General features: G+C 56.2%; 13 protein-coding genes. 9 read left to right on the top strand and 4 right to left on the bottom strand.

Annotated elements, in window-relative coordinates; genetic code table 11:
• From VFE46_15755 to VFE46_15725, 7 genes are all read left to right on the top strand, one after another.
• Window positions 1–410, top strand: a 410-nt coding sequence (locus VFE46_15755) for a hypothetical protein (GenBank protein HZZ29453.1), incomplete at its 5' end; no start/stop codon positions are given.
• 162 nt (window positions 411–572) lie between these two features.
• Window positions 573–1,070 (top strand): sigma-70 family RNA polymerase sigma factor, encoded by a 498-nt coding sequence (locus VFE46_15750; GenBank protein HZZ29452.1) that lies wholly within the window; start codon window positions 573–575, stop codon window positions 1,068–1,070.
• Window positions 1,071–1,072: 2 nt separating this feature from the next.
• Window positions 1,073–1,642, top strand: coding sequence for a hypothetical protein (locus VFE46_15745; protein HZZ29451.1), 570 nt, complete (start codon window positions 1,073–1,075; stop codon window positions 1,640–1,642).
• Between the two features lie 4 nt (window positions 1,643–1,646).
• Window positions 1,647–3,164, top strand: a complete 1,518-nt coding sequence (locus VFE46_15740) for a hypothetical protein (GenBank protein HZZ29450.1) — start codon at window positions 1,647–1,649, stop codon at window positions 3,162–3,164.
• A gap of 2 nt (window positions 3,165–3,166) precedes the next feature.
• A complete protein-coding gene (locus VFE46_15735; GenBank protein HZZ29449.1) occupies window positions 3,167–4,804 on the top strand; it encodes a DUF1559 domain-containing protein in 1,638 nt (545 codons plus the stop codon).
• A gap of 309 nt (window positions 4,805–5,113) precedes the next feature.
• On the top strand, window positions 5,114–6,169 hold the full coding sequence (locus VFE46_15730) for a S1C family serine protease (GenBank protein HZZ29448.1): 1,056 nt from the start codon (window positions 5,114–5,116) through the stop codon (window positions 6,167–6,169).
• A 6-nt stretch (window positions 6,170–6,175) separates the two neighbouring features.
• Window positions 6,176–7,288, top strand: coding sequence for a trypsin-like peptidase domain-containing protein (locus tag VFE46_15725; GenBank protein HZZ29447.1), 1,113 nt, complete (start codon window positions 6,176–6,178; stop codon window positions 7,286–7,288).
• Window positions 7,289–7,302: 14 nt separating this feature from the next.
• Here the strand turns inward: VFE46_15725 and VFE46_15720 are convergent, their stop codons facing one another.
• Complete coding sequence (locus VFE46_15720; GenBank protein ID HZZ29446.1) at window positions 7,303–7,908, bottom strand: nucleoside triphosphate pyrophosphatase; 606 nt, start codon at window positions 7,906–7,908, stop codon at window positions 7,303–7,305.
• Between the two features lie 127 nt (window positions 7,909–8,035).
• Between VFE46_15720 and VFE46_15715 the strand changes: the two genes are divergently transcribed.
• Window positions 8,036–8,737, top strand: coding sequence for an RluA family pseudouridine synthase (locus VFE46_15715; GenBank protein HZZ29445.1), 702 nt, complete (start codon window positions 8,036–8,038; stop codon window positions 8,735–8,737).
• 66 nt (window positions 8,738–8,803) lie between these two features.
• Window positions 8,804–10,162, top strand: a complete 1,359-nt coding sequence (locus tag VFE46_15710) for a serine/threonine-protein kinase (protein ID HZZ29444.1) — start codon at window positions 8,804–8,806, stop codon at window positions 10,160–10,162.
• Between the two features lie 45 nt (window positions 10,163–10,207).
• On the opposite strand, the gene VFE46_15705 is transcribed toward VFE46_15710, so the two are convergent.
• From VFE46_15705 to VFE46_15695, 3 genes are all read right to left on the bottom strand, one after another.
• The gene (locus VFE46_15705; GenBank protein ID HZZ29443.1) at window positions 10,208–10,990 is read right to left on the bottom strand and encodes a FliA/WhiG family RNA polymerase sigma factor; all 783 of its coding nucleotides are present in this window, start codon (window positions 10,988–10,990) and stop codon (window positions 10,208–10,210) included.
• Between the two features lie 157 nt (window positions 10,991–11,147).
• Window positions 11,148–11,408, bottom strand: coding sequence for a hypothetical protein (locus VFE46_15700; protein ID HZZ29442.1), 261 nt, complete (start codon window positions 11,406–11,408; stop codon window positions 11,148–11,150).
• Window positions 11,409–11,603: 195 nt separating this feature from the next.
• The gene (locus VFE46_15695) at window positions 11,604–11,849 is read right to left on the bottom strand and encodes a hypothetical protein (protein HZZ29441.1); all 246 of its coding nucleotides are present in this window, start codon (window positions 11,847–11,849) and stop codon (window positions 11,604–11,606) included.
• Window positions 11,850–11,927 lie beyond the last annotated feature (78 nt).

The following is an 11,927-nucleotide window of genomic DNA, read 5'->3' as shown; positions in this document are numbered from 1 at the left end:
GCTTTGGTTCCTCGTCGATGCCGCAACTATTATCGGTGCAACACAGCGTTACCTGGCAGCAGCGAGGAATCGTCACCAGCGCCATTCAATTCTTCCGCAGCATGGGGGGCGCCATCGGCATCGGCTTGCTGGGAGTGCTATTCAACATTCTGGCCGCGCCGCAAATGCAGCAATTGCGGCAAATGGGGATTAGCCCCGCCAGTATTATGGATAAACAAAAGCGGGCCGAACTAGACCCTGCTGCCCAGCCCATCATTTTTCAGATGATTGGCTCCAGCCTGACCTGGGTCTTTTTGGCCATGGCGATCGTAGCCGTCGGGCAGGTCTGCGTTAGTTTTCTTATGGCCAGCGATGACGAGCATCCGGCCACTTCAGCCGAAATCAGCCAATTGGAAGCTCACGCCGTTTGATTTCCGGCAACGAGGGCGTTCGCTGTGATCTAAAGATACGCCTCTAAAATCTTCTGCAAGTATTCCGTTTTTTTGGGATAATTGCTGCTCGGCGGGCGACATCTCTACAAACACCGCTCGAACTGAAGATATAGCACGTTCGAGCACAAGTAAGGTCGGTGCATGCCGCAGCTTACAGCCCAACTGCTGGCGCAACTCGTCGATCGCCACGGAGCGGCGCTGAAGTTGTTTGCGCGCGGGTGGTGCAGCGTGCCTGACGATATTGTCCAGCAGGCCCTCATTGAACTGGCCGCCTGCGCCGAATTGCCGTCAAACCCAGTGGCTTGGCTGTTTACCGTGGTGCGGCGGCGCGCCATCAGCCAAGCTCGGCTCGATCGCCGGCGACGACAACACGAACAGGCCGCAGGAGCACAGTGGTTCGAATATTCGCAAACTCGACACGCCACCGCGGCAGTCGCAGCCATTGCCTTAGCGGAACTGCCGCTGGCCGATCGAGAAATTGTTATCGCCCACTTGTGGGGCCGATTGACCTTTGCCGAAATCGCCAACTTGGTCGGTACTTCAGCCAGCACCGCCCAACGACGTTTTGAAGCGGCCATCAACCGGCTGCGCACAAAATTGAATCCTGACACCACCCCCTATTTGCAAGCTGAGAGTTAAACATGCAATTTTCTCCTGACCATTTGCCGCCTGAAGTGGCGCGAATGATGGACCAACTTCATCCCGAGCCGCTGCAGATTAACCGCGACGAATTGTTTTTCCAGGCAGGCCGTGCAGCGGCGTCTTCCCGTCATACAACTCGCCATGTTTGGCCGGCGGCAGCGGCTGCGCTATTTGTCATCGGTGTAGGATTGTGCGCGGCACTGGTGTTGCAAGGCCGCACGATTGATTCTCTGCGCCTGGCATTAGCGGATAGTCCCACCGTTGGGCCGCGCGTGGCGCAAAACAATCTCGATGTCCAGCCGCAAGCGAGCCTAGCCCAATACAACGGCGATCGTTTTTTAGCCCATTCACAGCTTAATTGGTTACGCTTGGCCTCCGCTACTCCGTTGCCACCCGGCCGGCTAACTGCCATGGGCTGGGAAGAGTTGCCGCCGGAAGCGGTCCAAGCCGAATCGGCAATCGAAAGCATGTTGCCAGATTCGCCATCCAATCGCTCAGCGGAGCCCAATTCCACGCCGCACCGCCCCGCCACCTATCTGGAACTCATGCGTCAACAACGAGAGGGCTGATCCCATGTCTTTGTTCAAACTGTCCTCCGCACTTATGTTGGTGCTGGCGTCCGCTTCTAGCTCATGGGCGCAAATCAAAACCATCGAGCCCACGCAGGAATCTGGTAATCCCGAGCAGCCTACGATTTACCAAATGACGGTCAGCGCTGCGGCAGAACCCAAGCCCGCGCTGAAATATCACTTCCTCGTCCCGCCGGTCGATCAAATCCACGGCAACGCCGCCACTCTGTATTACAAATCGCTAGGGTTTGAAGGACCCGATCAAATCAATGCGGTCTGGAAATTGATGAGCGATGATGAGACTGATCATTTACTGTTCGAGGCGCCGCTCGATCAGTTTCCCAAAGACAAGGCTGCCGAAGTCACAGCCTGGCTGCAAGACGACCAAGGTTACAAAAGTTGGTTGACAAAGGCCGCCCAGTGCGATTACTGCGACTGGGAAGACCAGATTCGCGAACAGGGCATGTACACCTTGTTGCCGCTTGCTCAAAAAACTCGGGGGCTGGCCGAAGCCTTGGCGTTACGAGCGCGCTGGCTCATGGCTCAGAATAAGCCGGAAGAAGCCATCGAAATGTTGCGACTGAATTATGCACTAGGAGAAGCTTTAGGCCACGGCACCACTCTGATACATAGCCTGATCGGCATCGCCATTCAAGGTATTACCAACGAGCAAACTAGCACGCTCATTTCTCTGGACCATTCGCCGAATTTGTATTGGGCCCTGACCGATTTGGCCGTTCATCCCGTCAATATCCGACAGGCCATGTCCTACGAATCGCATTTTTGGCCGTTCACCATCCATGAACTGGCCGATCTCGATCGCCGCGCTTTAACTGCCGACGAAGCGCTGACCGTTGCCACTCAACTGCTCGAAACGCAAAGAGCATGGACCATCAGGAAACCGAAGCCGATGGATCCAAATGTGCGGCAGGCGGAATTGCTGGGTCTGGCGGTTGCTTTGTATCCGCAGGCGCGCAGTTACTTGCTCGACCACGGATACAAAGCCGAACAAATCGAAGTCATGCCCGTTCTACAAACTGTCCTGCTCATGTGGTGGAAGCAATTCGAGCTAGTTCGCGATGACACATTCAAATGGTTGACGCTATCCGATGATGAAATTCGGTTAAATCTAGCACGGATGGAAGAAGGGGTGCGCGCCGCCGAAACCCGCGGCGAAGGCGGCGTATTTACGGAAGCGCTGCCGGCTATTCAAGCGACGGTGGGCGCTCATTTCCGTCATCAGCGAAAAATCAATTTACTACGGACCGTCGAAGCGCTGCGGATGTACGCCGCCGATCACAGTCGTTGGCCGGAAAAACTAGACGATGTAACCCAGGTGCCCGTCCCGTTGGACCCCTGGACGCAAAAACCGTTCGATTACTCCGTGAAAGACGGCGTCGCAATTCTGGAAGCCCCGCGAAAGCCCAAAGCGCCTTGGCCGTTGGAAACCGACGAGCGATTCGAACTGACGCTCCGATCCGCCGACGCCAAACCCCAGCCCACCCACTTGCAGGAGAAATAACCGTGGCTAAATCGATTTTCTTGGCACTCCTGATTGGGTTCGTGCTAATCCATCGCAGTGCCCCAGCCGCCGATTCCGCGCAGCCAAGCCTCGCACCCATCGCGCCTTTTATTGGCGACCAAACGGTGTTAATCGGCAGATTCGATCTTGCCCAGCTCGATATCAATCGAACCGTCAAGCAATGGCTCACGCCATTCGTCGTCGACGACATGCAGCGCCAGATTCTTTCTGTTGTGGTCGAGCAATTCGACAGTTGGAGTAACCGTTTGAAAGCCGACGGCGTCAACCAGTTTTATGTGGTTTCGACCATCGGCCACATCCCAGGCACGCAAATGATCACCCGCTGGCAACAGAATTTCCTGGCCATGTTGTTAGCAAACACCACGTATGCCGTCATTCCCGGCGCGTCGGCTGCTTCCATTCAACAATTGCACGAGGCAATTCAAGCCAAAGCGAAACAAGTATGGCCTAACGTCGATGCAAAAATACTTCCCGATTGCCGCCAAATTCACGGCGCCGCAGTGGTCGGCATGGGTACGCTGCTGGATGAATTGCAGAATGACAAACCATCGTCCCGGCCGGAATTTGAAACGGCCTTAGCAGCCGCGGGAAATAAGCCAATTTGCGCAGCCGCTGTACCGCCGCCAATTTTCGCCCGGGCTGCTGAAGAAATTCTGCGCCTGCCGGTCGCCGGCACAAATCAGCCGGCCGGTCCTATCATCGCCAAAGGTTTTCATTGGCTGGCAGTAGGCGAGGAGCCGAATTTGGAAAAATTTAATCTCCAGCTTGTCATCCAATCGGCTTCCCCGGATGCAGCCCAAGCGCTGGCCAGCGCCATCAAAAGCGAAATCGCTGCTGCCGTCAAGCAATCGAATTCCGAGGGTACATCGCTGGCGGCTCTTGGCGCCGCGCAATTATTGTCGCTGCTGCCTGAAGCCAAGGGAGATCAATTGCGGCTGACCATCGACACCCAGCAGAACAAACTTCTTCGCGGGCTGGCTCAAACGGCATTAACCCAGGCCACGGCCGTTGCTTTTCAGCGTGAATCGCAAAACCATTTGAAAGCCATCGGACTGTCAATATTCAATGAGTACGACAAACTGCATCACTACCCCGATCGCGCTATTCGTGACAAGGACGGCAAGCCGCTGTTGAGCTGGCGCGTGGCGATTCTTCCCGAAATCGAAGAGACCGAATTGTACAAACAATTTCACCTCGACGAACCGTGGGACAGCGAGCATAATCGCCAGCTCATCGATCGCATGCCGGAGGCCTATCGCAGTCCCGACACCGCTTCGCAACACCCCGGCCGTACCCGTTATTTGGTCCCGGTGGGCGAGAACACCATCTTCCCACCCAACGGAACGGTCAACCTTAAAGACGTCACCGACGGCACTTCCAAAACCATCATGGTAGTGGAAGCCGACCCCGAGCATGCTGTCGTTTGGACTAAGCCCGACGATTTGGAAGTCGATTTAGAAAACTCCCGCCGAGGGCTCTTCAACGGCAAATTGCCCTGTAATGCCTGCTGGGCCGACGGCAGCGTTCGCAGCATCCGCAATGACGTCGATGCTAAGGTTTTGGGGGCTTTGTTTACCCGCAACGGCGGGGAAGTCATCAACGAATCCAGCTACCGGTAACCCACCTAATCCGTAAGGAATGCCCAGGCCGAAAATGCTTGCATTCTAGGGTTTGCGGATTTCTTTCCCGCCCACGCAGCCGGATTGCTCCCCGCGGGGTTAAATTCTAAGGGTGTTGCTGCGCCCGCCGCTGGCTCTTTTGGATTGCGGAATTTGCAGCCAGAAGGCAAAATAAATGAAGAGGCTGGACCCTTGTCTCTAGCTTCGGTCAAAGGAACCCGCCCGCCCGTGAAAACCCGCCTCAAATATCCCGGTCGCGTTTTTGGCCTGCTCCTAGCTTTAACGGCGGGAATGCTATCAGCCTTGCACATGGCAACGATCGTTGCCGAAGAGAAGCCGCAAGCCGCCGCCGCGCCGGCGGTCAGCGCTTCGTCGATCACCGCGACGTTGCCAACTAACAATAGCGCCGCGCGCGATTCCACTGGCAAAGCGGGCTTGTCGAAGCCACAGGTCACCGTCACCAAAAATACGCCCGCCACACTGGCCGATTTGCAAACCATTCAAGCCGGCATTCAACAAGCGGTCGAAAAAGGCGTGCCCGCCACGGTGGGCATTAACATTGGCGGCGCTTTCGGCAGCGGCGTGATTGTGACCGAAGATGGTTACGTTCTGACGGCCGGCCACGTTGTGGGTCGACCTGGACGCGACGCCAAGATTACTTTTCCCGATGGCAAGCAGGTGCACGCCAAAACCTTGGGCGTCAATCGCGACATGGATAGCGGCATGCTCAAAATTACCGAAGAGGGAAAATATCCGCACGTCGAACTCGGCCGCTCCGCGGATTTAAGGCTCGGCCAGTGGTGCGTGACGCTGGGACACCCTGGCGGATTTTTTAAGGATCGCCCGCCCGTCGTGCGTGCCGGCCGGATTTTGTATACCCGCGACGATGCCATTGGCACCGATTGCACCATTGTGGGAGGCGATTCCGGCGGTCCGCTGCTGGATACCAACGGCCGGGTAATCGGCATTCACAGTCGAATTAGCGACGGCATTACCGATAATTATCATGTGCCCATCGACACCTATCGCGATACCTGGGATCGCCTGGTCAAAGGCGATAGCTGGGGTGGCCCGCCGGCGCCCGGCGGTCCGCTGCTAGGCGTGAATGGCCAAACAATGCCGCAACCGGGCCAATCGGGATCGCCCGGTTGCAAAGTCACCGATGTGTTTCCGGATACGCCAGCCGATGCCGCCGGCCTGGCTCGAAACGATATTATTGTCGGCTTCGACGGTGAAACCGTGACCAGCATGGACAGCTTGCAAACCCACATCGCTCAACACAAAGTGGGCGATGAAATTACGCTGAGCATTTTGCGCGGCGACGAAAAGAAGGCGCTCAAAGTAAAGCTCGGCCGCCGAGAATAGCACATCATGAAGCAATTACATAAACGGTCGCTTGCCGGTTTAGCACTCGTGACGTTTTTGGCTCCGACGCCTAGCTTTGCCCAGCGCGGCGGTTGGATTAGCGGCAGCAATTTGCGCGATAGCCATGAGGTGCGGGCCGCCTTCCAAAGTGTGGTCGCCGCTAGTGACGCCGCCACGGTACGTGTCGTCTCAGGAGGCAAAGATGTCGCTTTGGGCACCGTGGTTGGTTCAGAGGGTTGGATTATCACCAAATACAGCGAGCTGCGCGACCCCGTCATCTGCCGTTTCACCAACGGCCGCCAATTACATGCCCAGGTGGTCGGTTACGATCCCGATTACGATTTGGCCATGCTCAAAGTTGATGCCACAGGCTTGAAAACCGTCGATTGGGCCAACGATGAGCACGGTCCAGCGGTGGGTCAATTGGTAGCCACGGCTTCGCCCGGCGATTTGCCCATCGCCGTCGGCGTTATCAGCGTGCCGGAGCGCAAAATTCCGGCGCACAGCGGTTGGCTCGGCATCCACTTTGGCGACGGCAACAACGCCCAAATTCTAAGAGTCCTTTCTGGCAGCCCCGCCGAACAGGCCGGACTAAAGGCGGACGACATCCTTTTAGAATTGAACGAACAAAAGGTCGCCGACAGCGCGCAATTCGTCGATCTCATTCACCGTCTGAGACCTGGTGATCAGGTGCATTTGCTCGTGAAACGGGGCGACGACCAATTGAAGTTCGCTGCCACGCTCAAGCGGGCCGAAGATGTGGGAGTTGTCAGCCGCAACGATCGCATGAATGAAATGGGAGGCGCGTTAAGCTACCGTTCATTCAGCTTCCCCAAAGTCATTCAGCACGATACGGTCCTCCGCCCTGCCGATTGCGGCGGACCGCTGGTTGATCTATCTGGCAAAGTGGTTGGCATTAACATTGCCCGGGCTGGGCGGACCGAATCTTATGCCGTTCCGGCGGACAACGTACGCAAGCTCCTTGCCGATTTGGAGAACGGCCATCTCGCGCCGCCAGAGCCGCTGCCGGGCACCAAGGAAACGAAGAGCACCAGCACTTCCTCACCGGATGACAAAAAGGATGACAAAAAGACCGACGACAAAAAAACGGCTTCTTAAAGTGCCGTATTAATTTAATCGGTTGTCTTCGGAAGGGCGTGGCCTTCTGGCTGGTTCGACATCAAACGCGTTACCATTTCGCTGAGCAATTCCAGCGGCAGGCCAACCACGTTCGATTCGCTTCCTTCGATCACATGCACCCAGCCCAGCCGGTCCTGGTAGCCGAACGCGCCGGCTTTGCCTTCCCATTGATACGATTGAAGGTATTCGTCAACCTGCACATCGGTGAGCGCATCCATCCGCAACCGCGTCACCGCCACACGGGTATCCGGCGAATGCTCGGGATAGTTCCACAAACAAACGCCGCTGAGCACTCGATGCAGCATTTCCAACATCCGCCGGGCGATGGCGATATTAGGCGGTTTACCCAGCACTTGGCCGTCGCATTCAGCCACGGTATCGCAGGCGAGAATTAATCCACGCCTCACTTTGCCGGCCACATTGGCTGCTTTCTCGTAAGCTAGGCGCGCGACCAGTTCCGCCGGGCTCTCTCGGCTGCAAACGCCGCATTCCACGTTTTCATCGGCGGGCACCACTTCGAATCGGTAGCCTGCCTCTGCCAATAACTCCCTTCTCCGCGGCGAGCGGCTGGCAAGAATCAAATGTTTAACAGGCGCCAACGTCATTCTGGAGAAAAGAAAAGGTAAGATTTAGGATAGAAACGACGTCGGAATTGCCAACAGACCAAGCGAGTTAGCAATTGCCACATCCTGCATCCTAATCTCTACTTCTCGCGTCATAAATACAGTGCTGCTCGAAATCCTGTACGAAGATAATCACTTGCTGGCCGTGGCCAAGCCGCCAGGGCTGCCAACGCAAGGCGCTGCCGCAGGCCGCAACAGCTTGTTGGTTCAGGCTAAGAATTATCTGCGACGCAAATACCATAAGCCAGGCAACATCTATTTGGGAGTGGTTAGTCGGTTAGATTTGCCCACGAGCGGCGTGGTGTTGTTTGCTCGCACGTCGAAAGCCGCCGCCCGGCTAAGTCAACAATTTCGCAACCGCCACGTAGAGAAAACTTATTGGGCCGTGGTGGAAGGGGCAATGGATCCACCCGCTGCAGAGTGTACCGATTGGCTGGCCAAGGACGAGCGCAATCAGCGAATGGTCATTGTTTCCAAACCCGGTAACGACAGCATTCCCAAAAACCGCGTAAAATCCGCTGCCCAGGCGCAGGAAGCCCGGCTGCAATACCGCCGAGTGAAAGCGTTGCCTCAAGCCAGTTTGCTGGAAATCATGCTAGAAACAGGACGCAAACATCAAATTCGGGTACAATTGGCTGCTCGGGGATATCCCATCATCGGCGATCGAAAGTATGGATCGCGTCGCGTCTTTGCCGACGGAATTGCACTGCACTGCCGGCGGCTTGTGGTTGAACATCCTGTCAAAAAAACACCACTGGAATTGATTGCCCCGCCGCCGAAGGCGTGGAAACAATTTGCAAAGTGACGAAAGCGATGGCGTGCTCCTATTCACGCGCTCTGCCAGCGGAAAACAAGCGGACGAATAAAAACAGTGGAAGGTAAAAAGAAAAATTTTCGCACGTCTGTTCTTACCAGCGGCCTGGTCACTCCGGCCGAGCTGGATCAGGTCATTGTTGCGCTATGGACCGAACGCAGCCGCGGACGCAGCAACACGCAAGTCGAAATCTCGGAAAAAGAACTTGCCGACCGGCTGGTAAAGGAAGGCAAGCTCACCGCTTATCAAGCCAAGCAATTGCTGGCGAACTTAACCAAGCTCAAGCTCGGTCAGTATCGCATTTTGGAACCGATCGGCCATGGCGGCATGGGGGAAGTATTCAAGGCCGAGCATGAATTCATGGGCCGCATCGTCGCCGTGAAGGTGCTTCCCAAAAGCAAGGCCACGCCCGCCGCCACGGCAAGTTTCATCCACGAAATTCGTTCGTTGGCTCGCTTGCAGCACGTGAATTTAGTGCAGGCTTATGATGCCGGCCGCGATGGCAACGTTTACTATTTGGTCACCGAGTATGTCCCCGCCGCCGATTTGCGAAAATACGTTCGTCTGCACGGGCCATTAAGCATGAAGGCCGCCGCAACCATCATTACGCAAGCGGCCAAAGGGCTAGGACACGCCCACGAGCAGGGATTGATTCACCGCGACGTGAAGCCGGGGAATTTACTTGTCACCCCCGATGGCATTACAAAAGTTTCTGATTTGGGCCTGGCCGCCTGGCTGAACGATACCGAAGCTGATCCGCGGGCCGGAAAAATCGTGGGCACAGCCGATTATTTGTCGCCGGAGCAAATCCTCACCCCACGGCAAGTGACGGCCGCCAGCGACATCTATTCGCTCGGCTGCACACTGTATTATTCGGTTACCGGCAAAGTGCCCTACACAGGCGGTGGCACCCGAGACAAAACGCGGCGGCACTTGGAAGATATGCCGCTGCATCCGCGGCGATTGAATCTCGATTTGAGCGACCCGTTTGTCGACATCATCGCCGCCATGATGGATAAGAACGTGGCGCAGCGCGTGCAAACTGCCGCCGAAGTAGTCCGCCGCCTGACGCCCTGGGCGGAAGATCGTGTGGATGCCCCGCTTCAGGAATCGCCGATCGAGCGTGACTCGCTGCCGTTCAGCTCAAGAATTCCCCTGGCCGACGATTCCGACGGCGGCGAGCAATTTGCCGCACTGCCGGAAACCGACTGGCAGTTCGAGGAGAGCCTCAGCCACGGCTCGCAAGCCACGGAGCCGTTTGCAGCCATTACCGAGGAAACCATTCCCGACAAATCCGACAACTGGCTAGCGCCACCGAAACGCCGATGGTCGCAAGATTGGCTGCTATATTCTGCCGCCAGCCTGGCAATTTTGGTGCTGCTGCTGGTGCTCAGCCACTTGATTTTCAAGTGGTAGCCGCGCATTTCATCTCGTTGCCGCGACTTGTTTTTATCTTATTCGTCAGCCTGCAAACTCCGGCCGGCGGCGGCAAAGTTGGCTCTGCAGACGCTGCACAATGGAGCTGTGCATTTGGCTGACGCGGCTTTCGGAAAGATCGAGCGTGGCGCCGATCTCCTTCATCGTCAGCTCTTCGTAGTAATACAGAATGATGATCAGCCGTTCGTTGCGGTTCAGGCCTTTCGTCACTAGCCGCATCAGGTCGGTTTTCTGAATCCGCCGCGTCGGATCTTCGCCGCGCTTATCTTCCAAAATGTCGATTTCGCGCACGTCTTTGTAGCTGTCGGTTTCGTACCATTTTTTGTTCAGGCTGATGAGGTTAACGGCGTTGGCCTCCAGCATCATTTTTTCCAGCTCGGGCACTGAAATCTGCATGTGCCCAGACATTTCAATTTCGCTGGGGGTGCGGCCTAATTTGGCTTCCAGTGTTTTCATGGCCTCGTTCAATTTACTGGCCTTGGAGCGAACCAAGCGTGGCACCCAGTCCATGGTTCGCAGCTCGTCGAGCATGGCCCCGCGAATTCGCGGCACGCAATAGGTTTCGAATTTTACGCCGCGCGACAAATCAAACGCGTCGATGGCATCCATCAGGCCGAACACGCCGGCCGAGACCAGATCGTCCAATTCCACGCCTTCGGGCAGCCGGGCCCAAATGCGCTCGCCGTTGTACTTCACCAGCGGCAGGTATTGCTCCACCAAGCGGTTGCGCAAATCCTGACTGGAAGTATCCTCTTTGAATTTCAGCCACAATTCCTGGATGTCGTCCTGCGCTACGGCCGTTGCCATGCCATCCTCCATGATGTATCCGAAGCTCGCTATACCGCTGTCGAATCCTTGACAGCGGCTCACCGCGAGCAGATTCTGTTCACTGCGAAACTAACCAACCCAAAATAAATGATTCGATGTGTTTTCCAGGCTTGCGCGGGCGAAGGCTATTCGATCATCATTTTTGCCGCGCTGCGGTCGAAGGTTTAACGTTTGATGCCGGCTTCGCGCCCAGTTCTGCGTTCAGTTGACTGCGTAGGGAGTCGTCAATCATTCGTTCCGCCAGCCATCCGGTGATTCCGCCTACGACGGCAAACGCAAATAGCGCCGCAATCGCTTGGCTCAGGACCGAATCCCACGCTCCGCCTGCGACCATGCCGCGAGCCAAAATCGCGGCGAAGGCCAACATTCCCAACACAGCGGCGTAGCGGCGACCCATCGCGCCCACCTCGAATTACCACCCGTCCACTTTGCGTAACCGCCAAACCTTGACAGCACATTGCCTGGGGACGGTCTGTCTGATAATCGGTCGCTTGCCGCTTGGAATTCAGTTTTTCTAAGTTTGCTCCCACGGATTTAAAAAACGGTTTGCTCAATGTCCACCAAGCGCACATGCAAATTCGTGTTGATCCTGCTAGCAGTAGTCCAAATCACTCAGATCAATTCCCCGATCCAACGGCGCCGTCGATTGCAGCCACGGGCCTAACACGGGCGCGTCAACCGACGCCTTCAACTCCCAACACCGACGACCACTGAAAAAACCCAGCATTCTTCCTCGCACTTCGCGCGTGCGCAAGATCACGGCATCAGGACCCAAATCATGCCGGATCATTTGCAGTGCCGCGTACACCGACTCAGCACGATAAGTTTTGATGTGCATAGGAGCTGGGTGTTGTGTGTTTAGTGTCTGGTGCCTGGTTCTGCCTGCTGTTTCTGCCTTCTGCCTTCTGCCTTCTGC

This window comes from Pirellulales bacterium (genome assembly GCA_035656635.1).
Classification (GTDB): domain Bacteria; phylum Planctomycetota; class Planctomycetia; order Pirellulales; family JADZDJ01; genus DATJYL01.
Note: the sequence above shows the minus strand (reverse complement) of the source record. Positions and strands in the feature narration are given on the sequence as shown.